The 25,237-nt window shown below is 66.0% G+C and carries 24 protein-coding genes and 3 tRNA genes; 8 read left to right on the forward strand and 19 right to left on the reverse strand.

The window, feature by feature from the left end; translation table 11 throughout:
• Nucleotides 1-271: 271 nt before the first annotated feature.
• The gene (gene ampD, locus IHD13_RS04010; protein ID WP_195859747.1) at nucleotides 272-832 is read right to left on the reverse strand and encodes a 1,6-anhydro-N-acetylmuramyl-L-alanine amidase AmpD; all 561 of its coding nucleotides are present in this window, start codon (nucleotides 830-832) and stop codon (nucleotides 272-274) included.
• 77 nt (nucleotides 833-909) lie between these two features.
• On the opposite strand from ampD, the gene nadC reads away from it, so the two are divergent.
• Both nadC and tsaA read left to right on the forward strand, forming a co-directional pair.
• Nucleotides 910-1,767, forward strand: coding sequence for a carboxylating nicotinate-nucleotide diphosphorylase (gene nadC / locus IHD13_RS04015; protein ID WP_195859748.1), 858 nt, complete (start codon nucleotides 910-912; stop codon nucleotides 1,765-1,767).
• Between the two features lie 3 nt (nucleotides 1,768-1,770).
• Nucleotides 1,771-2,487 carry a tRNA (N6-threonylcarbamoyladenosine(37)-N6)-methyltransferase TrmO gene (gene tsaA, locus IHD13_RS04020; RefSeq protein ID WP_195859749.1) on the forward strand — a complete coding sequence of 239 codons (717 nt, stop codon included), beginning with the start codon at nucleotides 1,771-1,773 and terminating at the stop codon, nucleotides 2,485-2,487.
• Nucleotides 2,488-2,724: 237 nt separating this feature from the next.
• Here the strand turns inward: tsaA and purC are convergent, their stop codons facing one another.
• The 4 genes from purC to dapA all read right to left on the reverse strand — a co-directional run bounded on the left by purC (nucleotide 2,725) and on the right by dapA (nucleotide 6,167).
• A complete protein-coding gene (gene purC / locus IHD13_RS04025; RefSeq protein WP_195859750.1) occupies nucleotides 2,725-3,438 on the reverse strand; it encodes a phosphoribosylaminoimidazolesuccinocarboxamide synthase in 714 nt (237 codons plus the stop codon).
• Nucleotides 3,439-3,499: 61 nt separating this feature from the next.
• The gene (locus tag IHD13_RS04030; RefSeq protein ID WP_195859751.1) at nucleotides 3,500-4,294 is read right to left on the reverse strand and encodes an MBL fold metallo-hydrolase; all 795 of its coding nucleotides are present in this window, start codon (nucleotides 4,292-4,294) and stop codon (nucleotides 3,500-3,502) included.
• The gene (locus IHD13_RS04035; RefSeq protein ID WP_195859752.1) at nucleotides 4,294-5,244 is read right to left on the reverse strand and encodes a lipoprotein, NlpB; all 951 of its coding nucleotides are present in this window, start codon (nucleotides 5,242-5,244) and stop codon (nucleotides 4,294-4,296) included. Before IHD13_RS04035 ends, IHD13_RS04030 begins: the two co-directional genes overlap by 1 nt.
• A gap of 38 nt (nucleotides 5,245-5,282) precedes the next feature.
• The gene (gene dapA / locus IHD13_RS04040) at nucleotides 5,283-6,167 is read right to left on the reverse strand and encodes a 4-hydroxy-tetrahydrodipicolinate synthase (RefSeq protein WP_195859753.1); all 885 of its coding nucleotides are present in this window, start codon (nucleotides 6,165-6,167) and stop codon (nucleotides 5,283-5,285) included.
• 224 nt (nucleotides 6,168-6,391) lie between these two features.
• Between dapA and IHD13_RS04045 the strand changes: the two genes are divergently transcribed.
• Nucleotides 6,392-6,868 carry a peroxiredoxin gene (locus IHD13_RS04045; RefSeq protein WP_195859754.1) on the forward strand — a complete coding sequence of 159 codons (477 nt, stop codon included), beginning with the start codon at nucleotides 6,392-6,394 and terminating at the stop codon, nucleotides 6,866-6,868.
• A 36-nt stretch (nucleotides 6,869-6,904) separates the two neighbouring features.
• Here the strand turns inward: IHD13_RS04045 and IHD13_RS04050 are convergent, their stop codons facing one another.
• Nucleotides 6,905-8,008, reverse strand: a complete 1,104-nt coding sequence (locus tag IHD13_RS04050) for an AI-2E family transporter (RefSeq protein WP_195859755.1) — start codon at nucleotides 8,006-8,008, stop codon at nucleotides 6,905-6,907.
• A complete protein-coding gene (locus IHD13_RS04055; protein ID WP_195859756.1) occupies nucleotides 8,005-8,256 on the reverse strand; it encodes a sulfurtransferase TusA family protein in 252 nt (83 codons plus the stop codon). Before IHD13_RS04055 ends, IHD13_RS04050 begins: the two co-directional genes overlap by 4 nt.
• A gap of 126 nt (nucleotides 8,257-8,382) precedes the next feature.
• On the opposite strand from IHD13_RS04055, the gene IHD13_RS04060 reads away from it, so the two are divergent.
• Nucleotides 8,383-9,828 carry a M48 family metalloprotease gene (locus IHD13_RS04060; protein ID WP_195859757.1) on the forward strand — a complete coding sequence of 482 codons (1,446 nt, stop codon included), beginning with the start codon at nucleotides 8,383-8,385 and terminating at the stop codon, nucleotides 9,826-9,828.
• A 107-nt stretch (nucleotides 9,829-9,935) separates the two neighbouring features.
• On the opposite strand, the gene nadA is transcribed toward IHD13_RS04060, so the two are convergent.
• Together nadA and IHD13_RS04070 are read right to left on the reverse strand one after the other, a co-directional pair.
• Nucleotides 9,936-10,964 (reverse strand): quinolinate synthase NadA, encoded by a 1,029-nt coding sequence (gene nadA, locus IHD13_RS04065; protein ID WP_195859758.1) that lies wholly within the window; start codon nucleotides 10,962-10,964, stop codon nucleotides 9,936-9,938.
• A gap of 552 nt (nucleotides 10,965-11,516) precedes the next feature.
• Nucleotides 11,517-11,744, reverse strand: coding sequence for a CsbD family protein (locus IHD13_RS04070; protein ID WP_195859759.1), 228 nt, complete (start codon nucleotides 11,742-11,744; stop codon nucleotides 11,517-11,519).
• A gap of 365 nt (nucleotides 11,745-12,109) precedes the next feature.
• On the opposite strand from IHD13_RS04070, the gene IHD13_RS04075 reads away from it, so the two are divergent.
• Nucleotides 12,110-12,556, forward strand: coding sequence for a PRC-barrel domain-containing protein (locus IHD13_RS04075; protein WP_195859760.1), 447 nt, complete (start codon nucleotides 12,110-12,112; stop codon nucleotides 12,554-12,556).
• Nucleotides 12,557-12,699: 143 nt separating this feature from the next.
• On the forward strand, nucleotides 12,700-13,863 hold the full coding sequence (locus IHD13_RS04080) for an AI-2E family transporter (RefSeq protein ID WP_195859761.1): 1,164 nt from the start codon (nucleotides 12,700-12,702) through the stop codon (nucleotides 13,861-13,863).
• On the opposite strand, the gene IHD13_RS04085 is transcribed toward IHD13_RS04080, so the two are convergent.
• Nucleotides 13,854-14,066: a hypothetical protein gene (locus IHD13_RS04085; RefSeq protein ID WP_195859762.1), complete on the reverse strand. Its 213-nt coding sequence runs from the start codon at nucleotides 14,064-14,066 to the stop codon at nucleotides 13,854-13,856. The genes IHD13_RS04080 and IHD13_RS04085 overlap by 10 nt on opposite strands.
• 597 nt (nucleotides 14,067-14,663) lie before the next feature.
• On the opposite strand from IHD13_RS04085, the gene IHD13_RS04090 reads away from it, so the two are divergent.
• Complete coding sequence (locus tag IHD13_RS04090) at nucleotides 14,664-16,568, forward strand: OmpA family protein (RefSeq protein ID WP_195859763.1); 1,905 nt, start codon at nucleotides 14,664-14,666, stop codon at nucleotides 16,566-16,568.
• A 3-nt stretch (nucleotides 16,569-16,571) separates the two neighbouring features.
• Here IHD13_RS04090 and IHD13_RS04095 read toward each other — a convergent pair whose 3' ends face one another.
• Nucleotides 16,572-17,294, reverse strand: a complete 723-nt coding sequence (locus IHD13_RS04095; RefSeq protein ID WP_195859764.1) for a Crp/Fnr family transcriptional regulator — start codon at nucleotides 17,292-17,294, stop codon at nucleotides 16,572-16,574.
• Nucleotides 17,295-17,510: 216 nt separating this feature from the next.
• Nucleotides 17,511-18,230, reverse strand: coding sequence for a Crp/Fnr family transcriptional regulator (locus IHD13_RS04100; protein ID WP_195859765.1), 720 nt, complete (start codon nucleotides 18,228-18,230; stop codon nucleotides 17,511-17,513).
• Between the two features lie 669 nt (nucleotides 18,231-18,899).
• Here IHD13_RS04100 and IHD13_RS04105 point away from each other — a divergent pair.
• Entirely contained in the window at nucleotides 18,900-20,231 is a 1,332-nt protein-coding gene (locus tag IHD13_RS04105) for a peptidoglycan-binding protein (protein ID WP_195859766.1), read from the forward strand.
• A gap of 69 nt (nucleotides 20,232-20,300) precedes the next feature.
• On the opposite strand, the gene IHD13_RS04110 is transcribed toward IHD13_RS04105, so the two are convergent.
• The 7 genes from IHD13_RS04110 to IHD13_RS04140 all read right to left on the reverse strand — a co-directional run bounded on the left by IHD13_RS04110 (nucleotide 20,301) and on the right by IHD13_RS04140 (nucleotide 25,192).
• Nucleotides 20,301-20,376, reverse strand: a tRNA-Lys gene (locus IHD13_RS04110).
• 34 nt (nucleotides 20,377-20,410) lie between these two features.
• Nucleotides 20,411-20,486 (reverse strand) — tRNA-Lys (locus IHD13_RS04115).
• A 42-nt stretch (nucleotides 20,487-20,528) separates the two neighbouring features.
• Nucleotides 20,529-20,604: transfer RNA gene (locus IHD13_RS04120), tRNA-Lys, on the reverse strand.
• Between the two features lie 62 nt (nucleotides 20,605-20,666).
• Nucleotides 20,667-21,518 (reverse strand): 23S rRNA pseudouridine(2605) synthase RluB, encoded by an 852-nt coding sequence (rluB, locus tag IHD13_RS04125; RefSeq protein WP_195859767.1) that lies wholly within the window; start codon nucleotides 21,516-21,518, stop codon nucleotides 20,667-20,669.
• Nucleotides 21,515-22,372: an SMC-Scp complex subunit ScpB gene (gene scpB / locus IHD13_RS04130; protein ID WP_195859768.1), complete on the reverse strand. Its 858-nt coding sequence runs from the start codon at nucleotides 22,370-22,372 to the stop codon at nucleotides 21,515-21,517. The genes rluB and scpB overlap by 4 nt, the downstream gene beginning before the upstream one ends.
• On the reverse strand, nucleotides 22,369-23,301 hold the full coding sequence (locus tag IHD13_RS04135) for a segregation and condensation protein A (protein WP_195859769.1): 933 nt from the start codon (nucleotides 23,299-23,301) through the stop codon (nucleotides 22,369-22,371). The genes scpB and IHD13_RS04135 overlap by 4 nt, the downstream gene beginning before the upstream one ends.
• An 85-nt stretch (nucleotides 23,302-23,386) precedes the next feature.
• Complete coding sequence (locus tag IHD13_RS04140) at nucleotides 23,387-25,192, reverse strand: DEAD/DEAH box helicase (protein WP_195859770.1); 1,806 nt, start codon at nucleotides 25,190-25,192, stop codon at nucleotides 23,387-23,389.
• Between the last annotated feature and the right edge of the window lie 45 nt (nucleotides 25,193-25,237).

Raw genomic sequence — 25,237 nt, forward strand, 5'->3', positions numbered from 1 at the left:
GCCCTCACCCGGGGGTCGAGGGGCGTGTGGCGCTCTTCAGTGCGGGCGCGGCCTTCTGGTGGGCCGCATCTCCGGAAAAGGTAGGCTGTAGGTTTTTTACAGACCGGCGTCGATGACGCATGAATTCCGGCATGAAGATACCGCAAACGCTGGCTTCTGCCAATGACAACGAACATGGAAATTTTTTCCACATACGTTATCGCACTGCAGCACAAGGCGTTACGCCCCCTCCCGGACAGCCTAGACCAAGGCGCAATGCCATGTAGCCGAGCTACAGGATCGTCTCGCTCAGACAGCGTCGCAGGTAGGCCCAGTCGAAGGCCGGGCCCGGGTCGGTCTTGCGCAGGGGCGCGATGCGCGCATGACTGGTCAGGCGCCGCGAAGTGATCTCGGGATAGGCACGGCGGAGGTCGGCGAGTACCCGGGCCAGGGTGCGATACTGGGCCTCCCGATAGGGAGAGACCTCATCCCCCTCCAGCTCGATGCCCACCGTGAAGTCGTTGAGCTCGCCCCGCCAGCGCCGCCCGTCGAACCAGCACGAGCGGCCGGCATGCCAGGCACGCCGCTCGAAGGGCACGAACTGCACCGCCTCGCCGTCGCGGCGGATCAGCAGGTGCGCCGAAACCCGCAGGTGGGCGATCTCGGCGAAGAAGGGGTGGGCCTCCGGGTCCAGGCGGTTGGTGAAGAGGCGCTCTATGTGCTCGCCACCGAATTCCCCCGGCGGCAGGCTGATGGAGTGCAGCACCACCGCCGAGACCTCCTCCGACGGCCGTGCATTGTGGTTGGGCGAGGCCACCCGCCGCGCCGCTTGCCACCAGCCCTGTTCGATCATCTCGCCTCCCCCGTCCTCGATTCCCTATAATGGCGGCCAGTATGGCATATCCCCTCACCAGCCCGGAGCCAGGCCCCATGCATTACCATCACGCCCTCGCCGAAGAGATCCGCGACGCCGCCGCCCGGCTGCTGGCGGAGGACGTCGGCCCCGGCGATATCACCGCCGAGCTGATCCCCGCCCAGCAGTGGGCCAAGGCCCGGGTACTGACCCGGGAGGCCTGCGTGCTGTGTGGCGTGGCCTGGGTCGACGAGATCTTCCGCCGCCTCGATGCGCGGGTCCGCCTGACCTGGCACGCCGCCGACGGCGATCGCCTGGCGGCGGACAGCGTCTTCCTTGAACTGGAAGGCCCGGCCCGCGTCCTGCTCACCGGCGAGCGGGCGGCGCTCAACCTGCTGCAGACCCTCTCCGCCACCGCCACCCGCACCCGCCACTATGTGGACCTGTTGCAGGGCACCGGGGTTCGTCTGCTGGATACCCGCAAGACCCTGCCGGGACTGCGCCTGGCCCAGAAATACGCGGTGACCTGCGGCGGCGGCCATAACCATCGCATCGGCCTCTATGATGCCTTCCTGATCAAGGAGAACCATATTGCCGCCTGCGGCGGGATCGCCGCGGCGGTCAGGGAGGCCCGGGATATCGCCAGTGACCTGCCGGTGGAGGTGGAGGTGGAGACCTTCGACGAGCTGGACCAGGCCCTGGCGGCGGGCGCCGATATCGTCATGCTCGACAACTTCGGCCTCGATGACCTGCGCGAGGCGGTGACCCGCACCGCCGGCCGTGCCACCCTGGAGGCCTCGGGCAATGTAGACGAAACCACCCTGCGCGCCATCGCCGAAACCGGCGTCGACTGCATCTCCAGCGGCGCCCTGACCAAGGGCGTGGAGGCCATCGACCTGTCGATGCGCCTGACCGAGACCTGGGAGGCCCGTTAGGGCATGACCACCGTGCCGGCGAACGAGGCCTTTGCCCTGGAAGCCATCGGCCATATTGAGAGCGACTACCCGGACAAGTTCGGCATTCCGCGCCAGCCGGGCCTGGCCCCGGCGGCCCGCGCCGAGCTGGTGCTGGCGGGCGCCTATGCCGACCCCCTGGCGGTGAGGGGCCTGGACGCCTTCAGCCACCTCTGGCTGACCTTCGTCTTCCACCAGAGCCCCGAGCGCTGGACGCCCCTGGTGCGTCCGCCGCGCCTGGGGGGCAATGCCAAGGTGGGGGTCTTCGCCAGCCGCAGCACCCATCGCCCCAACCGTCTGGGGCTCTCCCTGGTGGAGCTCACGGGCATCGAGACCCGGAATGGGGTGCGCCTGCGCCTGGCCGGCTGCGACCTGGTCAGCGGCACCCCGGTGCTGGATATCAAGCCCTACCTGCCCTGGGCCGAGGCGCGCCCCGAGGCCCGCGCCGGCTTCGCCCCCGAGGCGCCGCCCCGGGTTGCCGTCGACTTCGATACGGCGGCCCGGGCGGCGCTGGCCCGCCGCCCCGACGGCGACGAGCTGAGCGCGCTGATATGCCAGGTGCTGGCCCAGGACCCGCGCCCCGCCTACCACCGCGACAAGGGCGACACCGAGCGCCTCTATGGCGTTCGCCTGCGCGATATCGACGTGCGCTTTCGCGCCGCGGGGCACGGCTTCCAGGTGGTGGCGATCGTCCCCGCCTAAATGACCATGCCCTCGCCACGGATTCTGCACGGTGGCCCGGGGCTACCCTGGGGACAGGCCGTCGCGGGGCGCTGTAAACCCCTCCCTGGGCGCTACTTTTGCCATCCCTGGCAAAAAAACCCCGCTCCGCCCTGCCCCCAGCGCCCCTGCGCCATTCGACTGCGCTGGTCATACGGGGGACACAGATACGACAACGCCCTCACGAGGAGGGCGTCATCTTGAGCTGCGGCGCAGGGATCAGCTGAATTCGACGCCGATCCGACGGCCCACTTCCTCGTAGGCCTCGATCACCCCGCCCAGGCCCTGGCGGAAGCGGTCCTTGTCGAGCTTCTCGCGGGTCTCGGCGTCCCACAGGCGGCAACCGTCCGGGGAGAACTCATCGCCCAGCACGATCGCGCCGTGGAAGAGGCCGAATTCCAGCTTGTAGTCCACCAGCAGCATGCCGCCGTCGGCGAACAGCTGCTGGAGCACCGCGTTGACCTTGAAGGTCAGCGCCTTCATCTCGGCCAGCTGCTCGGGGGTCGCCCAGCCGAAGGTCTCGGCCAGGGACTCGTTGATCATGGGGTCGCCCTTCTCGTCGTTCTTGAGGAACAGCTCGAAGGTGGGCGGCGTCAGGGCCTGACCCTCCTCTACGCCCAGGCGCTTGACCAGGCTGCCGGCGGCGATATTGCGCACCACGCACTCCACCGGAATCATCTCCAGCTTCTTGACCACGCACTCGGTGTCGGAGAGCAGGGTCTCGAAGTGGGTGGGAATGCCCGCCGCCTGGAGCTTCTCCATGATGAAGGCATTGAAGCGGTTGTTGACCATGCCCTTGCGCTCCAGGGCCTCCTTCTTCTTGCCATCGAAGGCGCTGGTGTCATCGCGGAAGGTGAGCACCAGGCGATCCGGGTCATCGGTGAGGTAAACCGACTTGGCCTTGCCGGCGTAGAGTTCTTGACGCTTTTCCATGGGAATCTCCGAAGATGGACACGGATGGGTGCTGACCGGCATCGGCAGCGGTAATTAAGGATCAGGCGATGGTCTGCCAGCCCAGGCCCTCGTCCTGGGCGGCCACCTTCAGCCGGGAGTCGTCACCGTCGAGCAGTGGCACCAGGGCCGCCAGGGCCAGCTCGGGGCGGTTGTTATGCTCCGACAAGTGGGAGCAGATAATGCGCTGCAGGCGATCCAGCCCCAGCCCCTGGAGCAATCGGGCCGCCTGGACATTGGCCAGGTGCCCCCAGTCGCCACCGACGCGGCGCTTGAGCCGCGGCGGATAGGGCCCCTCGGCGAGCAGCCGGCGATCGTGGTTGCACTCCAGGATCAGCGCATCGCAACCGCGAAAGGCCTCCACCACATGAGCACTGGGGTGGCCCAGGTCGGTGAGCACCCCGAGCCGGCGACCGGCCCCCGAGAGGCAGAATTGTACCGGTTCTCGGGCGTCATGGGGTACGGTCACCGGCTCGATTTCCAGGCCCTTGATGGCGAAGCGCGCCTGAGGGGTGATCCAGTGGTGACGCGGCACCCGCCCCAGGCGGCCGGCACGCCAGGTGCCCGGGGTCAGGTAGACCGGAATATCGTGGCGCCGGGCCAGGGGCCCGACGCCACCGATATGATCGCCATGCTCGTGGGTGACCAGGATGGCGTCGAGCTGCCCGGGGTGTAGCCCCAGGACGGCCAAGCGCCGCTCGGCCTCGCGCATGGTAAAGCCGCAGTCGATCAGCAGCCGCGTCTCGCCGTCGCTGACCAGGGTGGCATTGCCCTTGCTGCCGCTACCCAGGGAGGCGAAGCTCAAGCGCCCCGCCTCGGGAAGGCTCGCCTCGTCCATCAGCGCAGCAGGTCGGCGAGGCGCTCCAGCAGCTCGCGCTGATCGTCACCGGTGAAGCGCCGCTCGCTGGCGTTGATGGCCCGCACCCGGCTCTGCCCGGGACCAGCCTCCTCCACCACCAGGCGGATCTCCTGGCTCATCTGGCGCACGTCCGGGCTCAGCACGATGGCCACGAAGCCGCGGCCCCGCTCGCTCTCGGTCATGTAGTCGACCAGGAAGGCACGACCATTGGGGTCGCGCTCCAGCAATAGCTGGCGGTTCTCTTCGTCGAAATTGGCCTCGAGCAGGTGGCTCAGCTCGCCCCAGACCCGCTCGGCCTCCGCCGGCACGCTCAGTGCCCAACCCTCGCCGGCGGGCTCCACCGCCAGGGTCGGCGCCGCGGCCTCGGCACGGGTGGCCAGGGCCGAGGCGCTGGCACTCTGTCCCTGCATCTCGAAATAGCCGCTCAGGGCGCTCAGGCAGGCGGCATGATTCCCACCGGCGACCTCGCAACGCACCTCGCTGGCACCGCCGCGCAGGGCCCCCTGCACCGAGAAGCGTGCCTGGGGGGTGTCGATCGCCCCCTGGCGGGCGTCACGACCGGTGACGGTCAGGCCCTGGCGCTCGACGAACTCCTCCAGCATCGACCACACCGCCGCCGGCGCCGCGGCGACCACCAGCCAGCGACTGTCGCCGCGTTCGCGGGACTCGACGAAGGCCTCGGGGGTGCGACGCACCGCGCTACCCGGCACCGGGCGGGGGGCCGCCTCCGTCGTGGCGGCGATGCGCCCCTGAGGCACGGGCATGGCGCCGGCATGGGTATCTAGGCCACCCGGCAGGCGCAGCGGCTCGGCGATCTCCGCCTCGGCATAGTCGATATTGCGATCGTGATAGTAACCATCGCGGGCGCAACCGGCGGTCGCCAGGGCCAGAGCCACGACCAGCGGGGTCCATTTCAGCGCAGGGTTCATGCATCCACCTTGAGTTGTCTTGCCGGTGTCGCCCGGGTTCAGGATTCGATCAGGCCCGCCAGTTGCAGGGCCTCGCTCACCGTGGAGTGGTACTTCTCGGAGAGCCAGGTCAGGGGCAGACGGATACCGGCCTCGGCCAGGCCCATGCGGTGCAGGGCCCACTTGACCGGGATCGGGTTGGACTCGACGCCCAGCACGGTATGCAGCGGCATCAGTCGGGTGTTGATCTGGTGGGCCCGCTCGGCATCGCCGGCCATGGCGGTGACACAGAGGTCGTGCATGGCCCGGGGTGCCACATTGGCGGTCACCGAGATATCGCCGTGGCCGCCCATCAGCATGTAGTCACAGGCGGTGCCGTCGTCGCCGGAGTAGAGCATGAAGTCGCTGCCCTTGAGGCGGCTGATCAGCTCCTGGGCGCGCTCCAGGTTGCCGGTGGCATCCTTGAGGCCGACGATATTGTCCACCTCGGCCAGGCGCAGCACCGTCTCGTTATAGAGATCGGAACAGGTCCGCCCCGGCACGTTGTAGAGGATCACCGGCAGTTGGCTGCCCTCGGCCACCGCCTTGAAGTGGCGATAGAGCCCTTCCTGGGTGGGCTTGTTGTAGTAGGGGCAGACCGACAGGCAGTAGTCGGCGCCGACCTCGCTGGCGTAGCGAGCCAGCTCCACCGCCTCGGAGGTGGCATTGGCCCCGGTCCCGGCGATCACCGGGATGCGGCCATTGACCTCCTCCACCACGGTGCGAATCACGTCGAAGTGCTCGGCGAAGGACATGGTGGTGGGCTCGCCGGTGGTGCCGGCGGCGACGATGCCGTCGGTACCATTCTCCAGGTGGAAATTGACCAGGCGACGCAGCGCCTCCCAGTCGATCTCGCCATCCACCTTCATGGGCGTCGCCAGGGCGACGATACTGCCTGTGATCATGATCTTTCCTCTCAAATCGACAACCGCCTCGGCCCCTGGCCGCAACGCGGCGGCACGACCCGGCTTGGCGCAGGGCGCCCAATAGGCCTAGATGGTACTCAGGCGACGAAAGTCTGTACAGAACCGAAGGCGGGCTTCCACGGGATTGGCCCTTTACAGCGCCGACCGCCTTGCGTGTAATCGAGGCCTTCGCATGGATTTCACCGACTCAGGAGTCTCGTCACATGAGCGTCAGCATCGATCAACCGGTTCCCGACTTCACCGCCCAGGCCACCGGCGACACCACCGTCAATCTCGCCGACCTCAGGGGCAAGCAGGTGGTGATCTACTTCTATCCCAAGGCCAGCACCCCGGGCTGCACCACCGAAGGCGGCGACTTCCGTGACCGCAAGGCGGCATTCGAGGCCGCCAACACGGTGATCCTCGGCGTCTCCCGGGACGGCATCCGCGCCCAGGAGAACTTCAAGGCCAAGCAGGCCTTCAACTTCGAACTGATCTCCGACAAGGACGAGGCGGTGTGCCGGCTCTTCGATGTCATCAAGCTGAAGAAGCTCTACGGCAAGGAGCACCTGGGGATAGAGCGCAGCACCTTCCTGATCGATGCCGACGGCAAGCTGGCCCGGGAGTGGCGCAAGGTCAAGGTGGCCGGCCATGCCCAGGAGGTGCTGGAGGCGGCCCAGGGCCTGCACGCCGGCGACTGAGCCAGTCCCAAGGCGCCGCCGCGGGCGGCGGCGCCATCACTTCTCCAGCGACTCCTCCACCGCCTGGGACGAAGCATCCCGCTGACGAATGCTGCGTGGCCAGGCCTGCACGAGGGCCTTGAGCAGGGTCGCCAGGGGAATGGCGAAGAAGATCCCCCAGAAGCCCCAGATGCCACCGAAGAAGAGCACCGCCACGATGATCGACACCGGGTGCAGGTTGACCGCCTCGGAGAAGAGAATCGGCACCAGCACATTGCCATCCAGGGCCTGGATCACCCCATAGGCGATCAGCACATAGGCAAATTCGCTGGTCATGCCGAAATGGAAGCCGGCCACCGCCGCCACCGGCAGGGTCGCCACGGCGGCACCGATATAGGGCACCAGCACCGAGAAGCCCACCAGCACCGCCAGCAGGGCCGAATAGGGCAGGCCGAAGAAGGCGAAGGTGAGGAAGGAGACGGTGCCGACGATGATGATCTCGATGAACTTGCCACGCACATAGTTGGCGATCTGATCGTCCATCTCGTTCCAGATGCGCGTCATCAGCGTGCGCTTCTGGGGCAGCAGCGAGAGGCTGAAGTCCACCAGCCGCTGGCGATCCTTGAGCAGGAAGAAGACCAGGATCGGCACCAGCACCAGGTAGATGATCAGCGACAGGACATTGCCCAGCGACGCCAGCGACAGGGTCAGGGCTCGCTGTCCGAACTGGGTCATCTCGCGCCCGGCCACGGCGATCCAGTTCTGGATCTGGTCCGGGGTGATCAGCTGCGGGTAACGCTCCTGAAGGTCATCCAGCAGCAACTGGCCGCTGGCGAACATGCGTGGCGCCTCCTGCACCAGGCCCACCAACTGGTTCCAGATCAGCGGCATCAGGATCAGGGCCAGGGCCAGCAACAGGCCGATAAAGCCCAGGAAGACCACGCTCACCGCCAGCAGATGCGGGGCCCCACGACGCTCCAGCCAGTTCACCGCTCCCTGCAAGAGGAAGGCGATCACCAGAGAGGTGAAGAAGGGCGCCAGCATCTTGCCCAGCCAGATCACCGCGGCGAAGCCGAGCACCAGCACCACCAGCAGAATCACCGCCTCCTCGTCGGAGAAGTAACGCTCCATCCAGCCCTTGAAGACGGACCTGAGGGTCATGAGGCAGTCACTCCGTCGGCCTTACGCAGCCAGTAATAGTAGACGCCGTCGCGCTCCTCCCGCGCCGGCATGCTATGCCCGCTATGGGCCACGAAGGTCTCGAAGTCGGCCCAGGAACCGGCGTCGGTGGCTCGCACCTCCAGCAACTGGCCGGGCTGCAGACGGGATAGCGCCTGCTTGGCCTTGAGCAATGGCAGGGGGCAAGGCAGGCCACAGGCATCGAGAAGATCATCGGGTTGCAGCGCCATGGGTTCTCCCGGAACATTGGATAAAGACAGGCAGGGGCAGGGCCCCAAGGATTTAAAGGCACTTTGCCGGAGGAAGCAATGTCAGAACAAGGCCCCTGCCACTCCAAACGCCGTTCGGGATTCGCCATGCCACGCACCCTCGCCCCCCTGCTTCTCGCTACCAGCCTGCTGCTGGGCAGCGGCGCCACCGCCCAGACCCAGGCCAGCGACGCCGGCCTGCCCAGCCTGGGCGGGGCCCATGCCAGCCTGTCATTGGGCGAGGAGCATCGCCTGGGGCGTGCCTGGCTGCGCCAGTTCCGGGCCCGGGCGCCGCTCTGGCACGATGCCCACGCCCAGGCCTATGTCGAGCGCCAGCTGGCTCGCCTGGCTCCCCATAGCGACCTGCCCGACACTCGTACCCTGGTGGTCCTGGTGGATAGCCACCAGCTCAACGCCTTCGCCGTGCCCGGTGGCGTGATCGGCGTCAATGCCGGCCTCTTCGCCTTCGCCGAGGATGGCGATGCCTTCGCCTCGGTGATCGCCCACGAGCTGGGCCACCTCTCCCAGCGCCACCATGCACGGCGCATGGAGCGGGCCGAGCAGACCCAGGTGCCGGCCATGGCCGCCTTCCTCGCCGGCATGCTGATCGCCGCCAGCGGTGGCGGCGATGCCGGCATGGGCGTGGCCATGGGCTCCCAGGCGGCCTTTATCCAGGACCAGCTCGCCTACTCCCGGCGCTTCGAGCAGGAGGCCGACCGCATCGGCCTGCAAGCCATGGCCCGGGCCGGCATCGACCCCCAAGCCATGGTGCGCATGCTGCGTGCCATGCACCGCCTGGTCAGCCTGCAGGGCGGCATGCCGCCGGAGTTCCTGCTGACCCACCCCCTCACCGAATCGCGGCTCAGCGACGTGGAGGCCCGGGCCGGCCAGCTGAGCGTCGATACGCCCCGGGACGAAGGCCCGCTCTACGCCATGATCCGCGCCCGGGCCCTGCTGGCCATTCATCGGCAGGAGCCGGCTCGCGCCCTGACCCGACTGGAGGGCGGCGACACCCAGGCCCGCCGCTACCTGGAGGCGCTGGTCGCCGCCGAGGCGGGCCGGGTGAGCGAGGCCCTGTCGCAGCTGGACGCCCTGGCCCGGGAGCTCCCCGACCTGCCCCTGCTGCCGGCCAGCGCCGCCGAGGTGGCCTTCGCCGCGGGTCGCACCGAGGAGGCCCTGGAGCGCAGCCGGCGGCTGCTGCGCCTGATGCCCGACTACCTGCCCACCCAGCGCCTGCAGGCCGAGGCCCTGCTGCAGCAGGACGCCGACCAGGCCTATCACGCCCTGCGCCGGCTCACCGAGCAGTACCCCGAGGATCCCCAGGCCTTCGCCCTGCTGGCGGAAGCCGCCGGGCGCAGCGGTCGCGAGGCCTGGGGCCACCTGGCCCGGGCCGAACACCTGCAGCTCAGCGGCGAGATCGATCGCGCCATTCGTCAGTTGGAGATCGCCGAGCGAGTGGCCGGCATCGCCGGCGACCCCGGCGCCACGGCACGCATCCAGCAGCGCCGCGACGACTTTCTCGGCTACCGGGAAACGCTGGAGAAGTTTCAATAAAGCTGGAAGCTGCCTAAATGACACCGCCTCCGAGGCAAGACCTCGGAGGCGGTTTTTCTTCCAGCTTCAGGCTTCCAGGCGCGAAGCGCCGCTCTTCCAGCTGAGCGCTAGCGCTGGAAGTTGAGCATCCGCTCCAGGGGCTTGAGGGCGGCGTGGCGCAGGGCGTCATCGACATGGATCTCGCCGCCACCGTCGCGCAGGGCGCCGACCAGGTTATCCAGGGCGTTCATGGCCATCCAGGGGCAGTGGGCGCAGCTCTTGCAGGTGGCGCCCTTGCCGGCGGTGGGCGCCTCGAAGAGGGTCTTCTCCGGCACCGCCTGCTGCATCTTGAAGAAGATGCCCCGGTCGGTGGCCACGATCAGCTTGTCCTGGGGCAGCGCTTGCGCGGCCTTGATCAGCTGGGAGGTGGAGCCCGCCACATCGGCTAGCTGCACCACCGCCTCCGGCGACTCCGGGTGCACCAGCACCGCCGCCTCCGGGTAGAGGGCCTTGAGGTCCTCGATGCCCTTGGCCTTGAACTCCTCGTGGACGATGCAGGCACCGTCCCAGAGCAGCATATCGGCGCCGGTCTGCTTCTGGATATAGCCCCCCAGGTGCTTGTCCGGGGCCCAGAGGATCTTCTCGCCCTTGGCGTGCAGGTGTTCGATCACGTCCACGGCGATGGCGGAGGTCACCACCCAGTCGGCACGCGCCTTGACCGCCGCCGAGGTGTTGGCATAGACCACCACGGTGCGGTCGGGATGCTGGTCGCAGAAGGCGCTGAACTCATCCGCTGGGCAGCCCACGTCCAGGGAGCAGGTGGCCTCCAGGGTGGGCATCAGCACGCGCTTCTCCGGGGAGAGGATCTTGGCGGTCTCGCCCATGAAGCGCACCCCGGCCACCACCAGGGTATCGGCCTCGTGGCGGGCGCCGAAGCGCGCCATCTCCAGGGAGTCGGCCACGCAGCCGCCGGTCTCTTCGGCGAGCTGCTGGATGGCATCATCGGTGTAATAGTGTGCCACCAGGACGGCGTTATTGGCTTTCAGCAGGCGCTTGATCTCTTCGACCCGCGCCTCGTCCTCGGCGGGAATCCGCGTGGGGCAATAGGCTCGAGCCAGATGCTCACGCACCTCGGCCCGGGAAGTCATGATCGTCATCGTGTCTACCACTGTGACTGGCAGGGGCTCCCCCTGCGTTTCACCAGGTACCGTGCTTGCGCGCTCCGCGCAGGACGATACGCCAGAGGGTCAACCCTTGCGTCTCTCGCCATGGTCGACCCGAATCCCTATTCTAGACTAGAAAGGTGGGGTATTGACCAGCCCCCGCCGGAAAAACACCATACGCGCCTGAGAGGGCACCTACCCGGCAGGATCGAGGGCACCCGAGGTGACGGCATCGATGCCGTCGGTGTCTCGGCGCACCGCCACCTACGGCGGCCAACTGTTCCGCCATCTATCGATGCTTCACGACATCGTGAAAGCCGGACAGTGACACGGGGTCGCCAAGCCATCCAGCACGCCCCCTTCCAAGACGGCATTCGAGCGATTCTCGCGACTGTCCGACCCAGAGCCCAAGGGTAGATTGTCGACCACCTCACGTCCTGAAGTTTACCGAGCCGTTCATCCTTCATACGACAGACTTTGCCGCCGGTAATGGTGACGACACTCTGCAACGTGACCCCGGACTACACCTCACCTTCGTAGCCGCATCTACTTGTCGATTGGGTCGTTTAATGGTTCATCCCTGGCCTTCCTGGTTTCCTCCTTGTTTTTCCTGAGATCGCTCTTGATATCTCCATACTTTGCTTCGGCCTTGCCAGCATGCTTCTCCGCCTTACCCTGGTACTCCATGCCTTTATCGCCGGTCACCTTGCCCGCAGTCTCCTTGACTTTTCCCTTCGCCTCGTTGGTATGACCTTTAACCTGATTCTTGTTCATGACCCGATCTCCAGATGATTGTTTCGCCTGGGTTATTCCTATCACCATGCACTCATATAGAGGCAGGATAAGACGCCCAATATCTATATAGTTGAAGCTCGAGGCATGATCTGTGCGGCGCCCAACATATGCCGCATCATTTTTCCGACGAGCCTCCGAACAGACATCCCCGGAAGTGCGCCCCTGCAAGAGCGCCTTGACGGCTTATGGGAGGCGCATCACAAGACAACGCCCATGTGTTCGCCACCGCACCGACAGAGCGTTTTCTTCTGCCCACTCTGAAATGGCATTCCCCGACTCGGGAACTGCACTCACGACCCAACAGGGTGCGGCAGACTGCCGACCTGTCAGAGGAGATGTAAACCATGAAGAAACTAACCGCGCTGATCCTTTCCGCCACTCTTGCCCCGGCGTTGGCCCTGGGTACGGTCGCATTGGCAGAGGAGTACGGCGGAACGCAAGCCGAGCGGCAGGATGTCAGCGAGCAGCGCGCCGATAAGCAGCGGGCCGACGATCAGTTCATGGACCGCACCCCCGTGGGGGCGCTCTATGCCGCCGACGTCATCGGCAAGACCGTCAGGCACCGCCAATCAGGCGATGACATCGGCGAGATCCAGGACCTGATCATCGGCGAAGACGGCCGCATCCTTGGCGCCGTGGTGAAGACGGGTGGCTTCCTCGGGCTCGGCGGACAGGACGTCAGCCTGGGCTGGGATCACCTGGAGCACACCATGGGAGATGACGAATCCATGTTCTACGTGGACATGGACGAGGAGATGCTGCGCAATGCCCCCGAGCACGAGCGCGACTGATCCCACCGACAGCCACCGGAGGCACACCGCGTCCCCGGTGGCTGAACACCACGATGAGACGTTTGCCGTGCTCGCCGGCAGCTCGCGTCCATGCCCGCCCGCTCAGGGCTATCAGGACGACCCATAGAGGGTAGCGGAAACCCATGAGCTCCGAGAAAAGAACGCACATCGACTTTGCCCCCGGCGAGCGACGGCTGCTCCGCTACACCATTGTCGCCCTCAGCGCCGTCACCCTGGTGGGCACCATCGTGTTCGTCATCTGGGTTCTCGGAAAAATCATCGGCATCCTCCACGCCCTGGTCTTCCCCCTGGCCATCGCGGGCGTGCTGGCCCTGGTCCTGTTCCCGGTCGTGGACCTGTTCCAGCGCCGCTTGCGCATGAACCGGCTCGGCGCCGTGGTCTCCCTGTTTGTGATCCTGTTCGGCCTGTTTCTCACGGTGATGGTGCTGGTTCTGCCCACGGCCATCTATCAGGGCAGCCAGTTCTTCCAGTCTGTGCCGGAGATCGCCGAGCGCGGGTACGCCAGCCTGTCGGCCCGGTTCCCGATAGCATTGCCGATGCTGGAAGACGCCATCACCGAAATGGAGGTCCGGTCGATGCTCCCGGATGCGGAGGAAGCCGCTGACCGCACCATGACATACCTCGGCTTCCTGGTGGGCCTCGGCTTCGTCCCCCTGTACCTCTTCTTCGCGCTGCTCTCCGGCAACCGCATGAAGGAGTACGTCAAGGGCATGCTATTCCTGTTTACACAGAAGCGGCAGAACGAAGTGATGTACCTGGGTCAGCTCTTTATCGATTACGTCACCGCGTTCTTCCGAGGACAGCTGACCATCGCACTGATCATGGGCGTCATGATGGCGGTCGGTTTTACCGTCATCGGGCTCGAGGCCGCGATTTACTTCGGCCTTGCCCTGGGGCTGATGAACATCGTGCCCTACCTGGGCTTCATTATCGGCGTTGTCACCGTACTACCCATCGCCTATTTCCAGCCCGACGGAAGCACCCAGCTCGTCATGCTGGTGCTGGCGGTCATCGCTGCCACGCAGCTGCTGGAGAGCGTGCTACTCACGCCCAAGATCATGGCCGATCGCTCGGGTCTGCACCCGGCCCTGGTCGTGATCTCGATCCTGTTCTGGGGGGCTGCGCTGAATGGGGTCGTCGGCATGATTCTCGCCGTCCCCCTGACAGCCTTCCTCGTCACCCTCGGAGAGCACGTGAAAAGCCGGCTATGCACCGAAATACGGCCCGATGAACCCGACGGGCAGGTACTCAGCAACACCATTGGTGACGATGATCGTCACACCTGACGAGCCATCTCCACCCGTCTACACAGTGACAAGGAGGATACGATCATGGCGACCACAGCAAGCGGACACGCAACCACGATCAGGTGGCAGGCAAGGTTCATGAGGCCGTGGACAAGGCCGCCGAGCGCGCGGGCAAGGCCGAGGAGTCCGCTCGGCAGCACGCATCCCACGCCGATGAGCGCGTTCGTCAGGCGGTAACCCATGGGTGCCAGCGGGCCGATAGCGTGCTAGATCGCGTAAGCTGCTACGTCCGCGAGAACCCACTGATGTCCATTGGCATCGCCTTTGTCGCTGGCGCACTGTACTCGTCGCTGACGCGTCGCCGCTAACGCACGGCATGCAGGACGCCGAAGCCGGTGACCCGAGGCGACCGCACCACCGGAACACGGCTGCGGCGATGGGGAAAATAGAAGACAACGGGACTGCGTCACAGGCCGACGACCAGGTGTTCGCTACCGCACCGACAAATCGTTTGCTTAGGCCCAAGATGAAGTGACATCCCCATGGCTCGGGAGCGGCATTCTAGCTCCGGAACTGGAACCACGGAGAGCACATCATGCCCCGATGCCTAAACACCACGCTCCGATGTTGTGGCCCATACGCCGGAAGTCGCCCAGGCCCCATCATCCTGAGGCGCCATCCATGTCGCTGGAGCTACTGAAGAGGAAGTACTGGCACTCAACCTGCCCTAGCTCGCCGGGAGCTCCTCAGTCACCAGTATCGTGAAGAAAGCCGCGCCGGAACCGTTGATTTCAGATAACCGAATCATGCCCGGGCAGTGCTGAATCAGGAGAACCGATATGAAACATCGCATGCGCCTTTTGAGGAAGCCCGCGGTCATTTTGGCCTCGCTGTCATTGATGACGCCAGCCTTTGCCCAGACGACCCTATCGTCGGCTACTGACAAAGAGGTCATCACACTCACTCAACTCACTGAGTCTGCTGATAAAACAGAGGAAGAGCTTCTGGCCGAGCAGGAGGCCCTCGAGCAGGCCGAAGCCGACGCCCTCGCCGAACAAGAGGCCCTCGAGCAGGCCGAAGCCGAGGCCCTCGCCGAGCAGGAGGCCCTCGAGCAGGCCGAGGCCGAGGCCCTCGCCGAACAAGAGGCCCTCGACCAGGCCGAAGCCGACGCCCTCGCCGAGGCCATCGAGCAGGCCGAGGCCGACGCCCTCGCCGAACAAGAGGCCCTCGAGCAGGCCGAGGCCGACGCCCTCGCCGAACAAGAGGCCCTCGAGCAGGCCGAAGCCGAGGCCCTCGCCGAACAAGAGGCCCTCGAGCAGGCCGAAGCCGAGGCCCTCGCCGAACAAGAGGCCCTCGAGCAGGCCGAGGCCGACGCCCTCGCCGAACAGCAGGCCATCGAGCAGGCCGAGGCCGACGCCCTCGCCGAACAAGAGGCCATCGAGCAGGCCGAGGCCGACGCCCTCGCCGAACAAGAGGCCATCGAGCAGGCCGAGGCCGACGCCCTCGCCGAGCAGCAAGCCCTCGAGCAGGCCGAGGCAGACGCCCTCGCCGAACAAGAGGCCATCGAGCAGGCCGAAGCCGAGGCCCTCGCCGAACAGGAGGCCATCGAGCAGGCCGAAGCCGAGGCCCTCGCCGAGCAGGAGGCCCTCGCCGAGCAGGAGGCCATCGAGCAGGCCGAGGCCGAGGCCCTGGCCGCTGTCGCCGACCTCGATACCCAGGAAGCCAGCACAACATCCGAAACGGTCGTGACCTCGGATACCACCCGGACCAGCAACCAGGAAGTCCAGGCCACGACGGCGTCAGAAGCCGATGATGACGATAGCCAGATATGGAAATACCTGGGAGCCGCCGCGGCGGGTGCCGTCGTCGGTGCCTTGATTCCCCAACTCGGTGGACGGGTCGTCGAGAATCAAGGCGACCGCATGATCGTTGAGCGCGACGGCGAGTTGCATGTGCGCAAGGACGAGAATCTCCTGTTGCGTCGTCCAGGGGTAACCGAGACGACCGAAGCGTTTGCTGATGGCATCACCCGCTCCACCGTCACTCGCGAGGATGGCAGTCGGATCGTGACCATTCGTGATTCCGGCGGCTTCGTCCTCCAGCGCACTCGCTATCTCCCCGATAACACCGCCATCATGTTGATCGACGAAACGCGCAAGCCCGATAGCTGGGTGTCTTCCGCCCACCTCGAGGAGTCCCTGCCGCCCCTGCGCTACGACCTGCCGGAAGATCGCTACGTGGTCGACTACCGTCGTGCCGATGAGGACATCCTGCGCCAGGCACTGCTAGCACCGCCGGTACAGGAGCTCGATCGAGTCTTCACGCTCCGCCAGGTACGCGAAAACTCCCGAGTCCGCGCCATCATGCCGCGTATCGATCTCGACGTTATCCAATTCGCGACCGGCTCGTCGGCCATTCAGCCCTCCGAGGCCGAAGCGCTGAGGCTGATCGGCAACACCATGGCCAACATCATCGAACAGCACCCGAATGAGATTTTCCTGGTCGAAGGCCATACCGATGCCGTGGGTTCGGACCTGATGAACCTCGGGCTGTCCGACCGGCGAGCAGAAGCCGTCGCCCTGGCACTGATCGAATACTTCGCCATTCCCCCGGAAAACCTGATCGTCCAGGGCTATGGTGAGCGCTATCTGAAAGTGGATACGCAGGGGCCCAGCCAGGAAAACCGACGCGCTAGCGTCCGACGAATCACCCCGCTGATCGATGCACGGCTGGTCAGCCTCTGAGAATCATGGTGCCTCCCCTGTGGTGATGACCTGGTGGTAGAGGCGTCGATCGGTGACATAGCAACCACAAGAGGCCTCGATCAGCCCCGCCCGGTCCAGCACCGTGATGTCCCCACGGTGATAGCGGATCAACCGGCGCGCCTGAAGCGCCATGGCGGCCTGGGTGATGCCGGCACGACGCACTCCCAGCATCATGGCCAGGAACTCGTGGGTGAGATGCAGCCGATCCGAGTGCGCCCGATCCTGGGTCATCAACAGCCAGCGCGCCAGACGGCCCTCGAGCTGATGGAAGTGGGTACATACCGCCACCCGGGATAGCTGGTGCATGAGCACATAGAGGTAGCGCCTCAGCAGCGCCTGAAGCGCGGGGCTCTGCGCCAGGTGACGGCCGAAGACCGCCGCCGGCATGCGCAGTGCCGGTCCGGCGCCCTGCACCAGGGCGCGCCAGGGCGACTCCTCGATCCCCAGGATCAAGGGCATCCCGTACAGGCCTTCACTACCGATCATCGCCACTTCCAGCCGCTCACTGTCACTCAGGTTGGCAATCAGGGAAATAAAGCTGTTGAGAGGAAAATAGACATGCGAGATTCGTCCGCCGGGTTCGGCAATCACCTCACCGAACACCAGCTCGATGGCCTCACAACCGTCGAGGAAAGATACCCTGTCCTGACACGGCAAATGATCGATAAGGTGGTTGGTCAGCGGGCTGGGGGGAGAAGGCTTCATGTGCACGCTCCTGGTGGAAAACCGGCAATCGGCACATGGCAAGAAATGACTGGGCTCCGTTGTCGACGGCAGCCAGCAGTGAGTGATCAAGCGATCACCGGTAAGCCGCTAAGCGAACACTGGCACGTCCTTCATCATCCCGTCGGTGCGCCAGGATACATACGCAGGGGACAGCCTGCGCGAGACGCCGCCCGGTCCACACGGAAAACGACCCCGTCACCCCGGGCGGTGGTAGCTCAGCAGGCGATCGTACTCCTTCTTGACGACCGCGTAACATTCGCAGACCCGCGCTTCCAGGCCTGGCCTGTCCAGGATGCTGATATGCCCGCGATGGTAGGAAATCAGGCCGGCCCGCTGCAGCTTGCCGGCCGACTCGGTGACGCCCTCTCGACGAACGCCAAGCATGTTGGCGATCAATTCCTGGGTCATGACCAGCTCGTTGGTGGGCAGGCGGTCGAGGCTCAGCAACAGCCAGCGACACAGCTGCTGATCCAGGCTGTGATGCCGGTTGCATACCGCCGTCTGTGCCATCTGGGTGATCAGGGCCTGGGTGTAACGCAATAACAGATGCTGAAGCGTTGACGCACGATCGAACTCGTCCTTCAGCCGCTGTCCCTTGAGGCGATAGGCGCTGCCGGCACTCTGCACGATGGCACGGCTCGGCGTGGTCTCGCCCCCCATGAACAACGAGATGCCAACGATGCCCTCGGCACCGACGACGGCAATTTCTGCCGAATCACCATCTTCCATGACGCACAGTAGCGATACGATGGAATCCGTCGGGAAATAGACATGGCGTATCAACTTTCCCGACTCGACCAGCGAATCCCCCAGCGCCAGCTCAACCCGCTCGAGATGGGGCGCCAGGCGCTGATATTCATCCCTCGACAGGGCCGCCAGCAGGTGATTCTGACGGGGGTCATGTTGCAGGGCCATGACGAACACTCCTGTATCGAGCAAGCCCTCCCGGCCACTGGGGGCATGAGAGCGGACTCGTCCGATGATGGTTGACGATACGAGACAGCCGCGGGTGACCTTGCCGAACTTCCCCCGGATCACGTCACGAGACAGACTAGCGCCCGCCCCGCCGCAGCAGGCACCAATAATCCGTTGAATTGACGAGACAAACGCCGACTTATGCGGACTTCGCTACACGCCCCCTCTCGCCTACGCGCAGGAATCGAAATACCTGTTATGTACGCTAGCGCACGGAAGCGACAACGTCACGCCCCCAGGCAACCGCCCGTGAGGCGCCATGTACGCCAGCGCACAGAAGAGAGGCCCCCCATGACCTACCCTCAACATGGGTGTAGCAAGGGAACCAAGGGAACTGCTGTACAGGGAGTTGCACCACGCGTCGCAGGGACCGCGACGCCATCCTGACACGAACCATTCCGCCGCATCCTGGACACAGGAAACTGCGCCGCAGAGGAAAGCCTCATGAACAACATCGTTTATATCGTCGGCGCCGTCGTCATCGTGCTGGTGATTCTCTCCTTCCTCGGTTTTCGTTGAGGCAGCGAGAGTCGCGTTGAATAGCAAGGCCACACGGTGCGACCCAGAGGCCGCAGGTCGAAGATCCCCCCGTTCACTGGAGACACCGCCGTGATCATCATCAAAGGAGTCGTGTTCCTCCTCTTCCTGCTCGGTCACATCGCACTGACCAGTGCCGATGACACCTACACCGATGCCCTGCGGAGCTACGAGCGCCAGGAGCACCGCCAGGCCTTGCAGATGTTCGACCGGCTAGCCACTCGCGGCGATCCCGAGGCCTTGTACATGCTGGGGCAGATGCACGAGTCCGGCCAAGGGACACTCCAGGACTTCGTGGAGGCGCACAAGTGGTACAACCTGGCCGCGGCTCGTGGCCACCGCCATGCCACCGCTGCACGCGATGCCGTGGCGACGCGGATGACCGCGCAACAGATCAGCGAGGCCCACCAGGCGGCCCGCGCCTGGCAACCGAGGGCGGCCCCGCTACGGGCAGCCCCCGAACCGCTGCCTCCCGTCGAGACCCTGTCCGGCCGACAGCTGGTGGCCGAAGTCCAGCGTGAGCTCAACCGGCTCGGCTACCAGGCCGGCCCGGTGGACGGCCTGATGGGAACTCGCAGCCGGAATGCGATTCGCGATTTCCAGGGCACGGTGGGCCTGGCCCAGGACGGTCAAGCGACGCCGGCCCTGTTGGCCCGGTTACGCCAGACGGGCCGGGAGCCAGCGGCTACGGCCTCCCCCGTGCCGGAGCCGACACCGGCAAGGCGGGTCGCCCTGGACGACGACTTCCGCGACGGCGATTACCGGCGCAACCCCGCCTGGACCGTGCTCAGCGGACGCTTCGACATCGATGAAAACGGATTACGCAGCATCGTGGAGAAACCGCAGGTGGTCACGCCCACCTTACCCATGCTCCGCCCGGATCGACCGGAGGAGATCGGTCTGGTGATGCTCCAGTTGATCCTCGAACAGGCAGGGGGACGAGCACCAGAGACGGCATCGCCGGTGGCAACGGAGGTCGAGTTCGGGGACGCGGCGCGGATTTTCGTCCATGCACCGGTCGACAATGCCTTCAGGCTGGAGATGGAACTGGCCTCTCACCAGCGGCCGGGCAGCCTGGAGATGGGGCTGTTCCAGGGTAACCAGCCCGGTGGCGGTTACCGTCTGATCTACAATCCCGGCTCACGGCCCGGGCTCAGCCTGGTACGGATGACGACCGCTGGGGGCGAGGTGATCGCCAGCAGCGAGGGCACGCTCGACCTGGAGGATGGCCGCTTCCATCTGCTGAGCTGGGCCCGCGACGAGAGTGGGAACATGCAGGTCTGGGTGGATGGCCGGCGCGTACTGCAGGCGCATGATCAACGCCTGCGCCAAGGCTTCCAGGGCTTCACGCTGGTGAATCATGGCGGCGATTACAACCTTCGCCGGGTACGGCTGGAGCATTAGGGGGCCAGTCGTCCCCATAATGACAAAGCGCCCTCGCTTTCGGGAAGCGAGGGCGCTTTGTTGGCAATCTGGTGGGTCGTGTAGGATTCGAACCTACGACCAATTGGTTAAAAGCCAACTGCTCTACCAACTGAGCTAACGACCCCAGTCACCATGCCGAAGCAGGTGAAGTGGCGGTGTGGTGGGTCGTGTAGGATTCGAACCTACGACCAATTGGTTAAAAGCCAACTGCTCTACCAACTGAGCTAACGACCCGCCGCCGGACCGTCGGCCATCGACCCTGCTCAGGGGAGTCGATGGTGGGTCGTGTAGGATTCGAACCTACGACCAATTGGTTAAAAGCCAACTGCTCTACCAACTGAGCTAACGACCCGCCGACAGGGCGCAGATATTACTGAGTCACCACGCCCAAGGCAAGGGTTTTGATGAAATTTTTCAGCGCTTGGGGGCGGAGCGCGGACGCCGCACGCCCTGCACCGGGCGCCGCTTGTTCTTGTCACGACTCCAGCGGTTCTTCTCGTCCGGGGTCAGCTCCGGCACCTTGCGCGCTTCCAGCCCGGCCAGGGTAGCCAGGTCATCCACTTCGGCCTGGGTCAGCTCGGTCCACTCGCCGGCCTTGGCCCGCTTGTCGAGGAAGATATTGCCGTAGCGCACCCGCTTGAGGCGACTCACGGTGAGCCCCTGGGACTCCCACAGGCGCCGCACCTCGCGGTTGCGCCCCTCCATGATCACCACATGGAACCAGGTATTGATGCCCTCGCCGCCGAACTCCTGGACGTCGGTGAAGCGCGCCGGCCCATCCTCGAGCATCACGCCCTCGACCATCTGCTTGATCTGGGCCTTGGTCACCTCCCCCATGACCCGCACCGCATACTCCCGCTCCACCTCGGTGGAGGGGTGCATCAGGCGGTTGGCCAGCTCGCCGTCGGTGGTAAACAGCAGCAGGCCGCTGGTGTTGATATCCAGGCGGCCGATGGCGATCCAGCGCTCCCCTTTGAGCCGCGGCAGCCGCTCGAAGACGGTGCGCCGCCCCTCGGGGTCCTTGCGGGTGCACAGCTCGCCTTCCGGCTTGTTGTACATCAGCACCCGACGCGGGGTCTCGTCGGCGCCACGCAGGGTCAGGGGGCGCTGGTCGAAGGTGACCTTGTCACGCAGTTCGATGCGGTCGCCCAGGGTGGCCACCTTGCCATTGACGGTGACCCGGCCATCGGCGATGGCGGCCTCCATCTCGCGACGCGAACCCAGCCCGGCCCGGGCCAGTACCTTCTGCAGTTTTTCGCTACTCATGAGTCATCGGTCTCATCGGTTGAGTGAGACGCACCCGGGCGCTCGTCATCCTCGACGGTCGCTCGCTGGCGGGCGCGTTCGGCAAGGCGAGCCTGCAGATCGCTGAAGCTCAGGCCTTGCCCATGGGACGCCGTCTCGGCGTGTCTGGCGTCGGCCATCCCGGCCGTCGCGTCGTTCTCTTCCTGCTCGTGGTGTTCGCCAGAGGCGCTGGCCTCCGGCTTCTCGATCTCGTTGTCTTCCACTGCGGTGGCGTCGGCCTCACCCACCGCCGGGGCCGGCGCCTCGTCTTCCGGCCGCGTTTCCTCGCCCCAAGCGTCGCTATCGGCCAGCTCGTGCATGGGCGGCAGGCTATCCAGGGTCTTGAGGCCGAAGTCATCGAGGAAGGCCCGGGTGGTGGCATAGACCGCCGGGCGCCCCGGCACGTCACGATGCCCCACCACACGGATCCAGCCCCGCTCGGTGAGGGTACGCATGATCGAACTGCTCACCGCCACGCCGCGCACCTCCTCGATATCGCCCCGGGTCACCGGTTGACGATAGGCGATCAGCGCCAGGGTCTCCATCAGCGCCCGGGAGTAGCGCTGGGGACGCTCGTCCCAGAGTCGCGAGACCCAGGGCGAGAGCCGAGAGCGAATCCGCAGCCGATAGCCGGAGGCGGTCTCGATCAGTTCCAGGGCACCCCGCGCATGGCGCCGGTCGAGGCGCTCCAGGGCCTCGCGCAGGGCCCGTCGCGGCGGGCGTTCATGGTCATCGAACAAGCCCTCGAGGCGCTCCAGGGCCAGCGGCTCCCCCGCCGCCAGCAGGGCCGCCTCGAGGATCTCGTCCAGGGCATCGGGGAATTCCATGGCGGTCATGGCGTCGACTCATCCTCGAAGGCGCTCTCGCCTTCGTCCTCCGGGTCTGGGGGGTCTTCGGCGAAGGCCGCTTCCTCCGCCTCCTCGGTCATGGCCGCCCTGGCGCGCACATGAATCGGCGACAGGGGGGCATTCTGCACGATCTCGATCAGCGCCTCCTTGGCCAGCTCGAGGATCGCCATAAAGGTCACCACCACCCCGGCCTTGCCCTCTTCCAGGGTGAACAGGGCCTCGAAGGGGGTGTAATGCTCGTGTTCGAGCCGCTCCATGATGCGCATCATGCGCTCCCGGGTGGAGAGCACCTCGCGGCTGATCTGGTGCGACTGGGTCAGCTCGGCGCGCCTGAGGATACCGGCCAGGGCGCCGAGCAGCTCGTCGAGCTCCACCTCGGGGTGGATCACCCGGGTCTCGAGGCTCGGCAGCTCGGCATGGGCCGGGAACCAGTCGCGGCCCTGGCGCGGCACCTCGTCCAGGGACTCGGCGGCCTGCTTGAGGCGCTCGTACTCCTGGAGGCGGCGAATCAGCGCCGCCCGGGGATCCTCTTCCTCCTCCTCGCCCTCCGCCTTGGGGGGGCGCGGCAGCAGGGTCCGCGACTTGATCTCCGCCAGCATCGCCGCCATCAGCAGGTACTCCCCGGCCAGCTCGATCTCCAGGGCCTTCATCAGCTCCACGTACTCGATGTACTGGCGGGTGATGGCGGCCACATCGATGGCGAGGATATCCAGGTTCTGGCGACGGATCAGGTAGAGCAGCAGGTCCAGCGGCCCCTCGAAGGTCTCCAGGAAGACCCGCAGCGCCTCGGGGGGAATATAGAGGTCCTCGGGGAGCTGGGTGATCGGCTCGTCGAACAGCCGCGCCAACACCTCCGCCTGTGCGGCGGCCGCTGGTTCCTGGCTGGTCGCCTGCTCCGCGCCGACTGTCTCGCTCACGCCCTGCCCGTCCGGTTGCGTTCAGCCGGCCAGTCTACCAAGAGAGCCGCGCGGGAGATAGCGAGGGACCTATCGGAGACTCGAGCTATTCCGCCGTTTCGGCCTTGCGATAACGCCCGACATAGTCGAACAGCTTCTCGCGCACCTGCCAGTGGCGGCCCACCTTGCGCCCCACCACGAAGTCCGGGTGACGCAGCCGCCGCCGCTCTTCGATCACCGCCTCCGGGGTGGTGGGGCGCCAGTCGCTGCCCGGGGCACGCAGATGGTGGCGCAGGAAGGCTGCGGCGAAGGCGCCGCGCTGAGCCGGAGTCTCCAGGGCGAACCATTCGCTGAGCGTGGCGCCGTCCTCATCGTGGTAGGTCACCTTGAGGCGCGGCAGCCCGCGACCATTGACGGTGGACTCGAGCTGCATGCCGCTGACCCTGAGCACCCTGGCATCCTTGAGCCGCAGCGCCGCCTTGAGCTTGTCGTCGGCATCCACCAGCAGGGTCTCGCAGCCATGGCAGCGGCGGGCGGCGATATCGTTCTCGGCACCACAGTCGCCGCACACTTTGAAGCGAAAGCGGAAGTCGCACTGCTGGCGCTTGCCTGACTCGTCCTCGACCAGTCCCTGACAACGGCGCCCGAAGTGCTCGATCACCAGGTCGCCGTCGCGCTTGCCCCAGAAGAGGTTGGCGTGACCGCAGGCGGGGCACTCGACCTGCACCGGTTCGCTGTCGGCATCCGGCTTCGGCGAGCCCACCTCGGGGGCATAGAGGTCCCAGGGATTGCCGGCATAGTCGAGGATCAGGCAATCCGTCTTGCCCGGCGACAGGCGCAGGCCGCGCCCGACGATCTGCTGATAGAGGCTCACCGATTCGGTGGGGCGCAGGATGGCGATCAGGTCCACATGGGGCGCATCGAAGCCGGTGGTGAGCACCGCCACGTTGACCAGGTACTTGAGCTCCCGGGCCTTGAAGGCGGCGATGATCGCCTCGCGCTCGGCGGAGGGGGTCGCCCCGGTGATCAGCGCCGCCTCGCCCCGGGGCAGGTAGCCGAGCACCTCCTCGGCATGGGCCACGCTGGCGGCGAACAGCATCACCCCCTGGCGGTCGCGGGCGCGCGCCACGACCTCGGCGATGATCCCCGGGGTGGCACGGTTTCCCGCCGCCACCCGATTGAGCTCCTCCTCGCGGAACAGCCCGCTCGACGAGGGCACCAGGCGCGAGAAGTCATAGCGCTCGACGGCGGCATCCACCCGCCTCGGCTCGGCCAGGTAGCCCTGCTTGACCATCAGCCGCAGGGGCTGCTCGAAGACGCAGTCGCGGAACAGGCAGTCCGCCTCGCCGCGCACCATGCCGTGGTGGTGGCGATGATAGATAAACCCCTGGCCCAGCCGGTAGGGGGTGGCGGTCAGCCCCAGCACCTTGAGGCCGGGGTTCTGGGCGCGCAGGTGATCGATCACCCGCCGGTAGCTGGAGGCCTTCTCCTCCGCCACCCGGTGGCACTCGTCGATCACCAGCAGGGTAAAGGCGCCCTGCCCCGACGCCGGTGCGGCGAAGGCATCCAGGTTCCTGACCACCGACTGCACCGAGCCGAAGACCACCTGGCGGCCGCTCTCCTTGCGACCCAGGCCGGCGCTGAAGATATCCGCCTGGCGACCATAGGCGAGGAACTTGGCGTGGTTCTGCTCGACCAGCTCGCGCACATGGGCCAGCACCAGCACCCGCCCCCGGGCCAGACGCGCCAGCTCGGCGATCACCAGGGACTTGCCGCTGCCGGTGGGCAGCACCACCACGGCGGGGTCGTCGCTGGCGCGAAAATGGCCGACCACCCGCGAGACTGCCTCCCGTTGATAGGGGCGCAGGCTGGGCGGCGTGGCGAGAGCGTCGGGGGAAAGGGGCGCGGTCATGGCAGGGCCCTGGCAAGCGAAGCCGCCATTCTAGCGGCTCGCCAT

The organism is Halomonas sp. 328 (assembly GCF_015645095.1).
GTDB lineage: Bacteria > Pseudomonadota > Gammaproteobacteria > Pseudomonadales > Halomonadaceae > Bisbaumannia.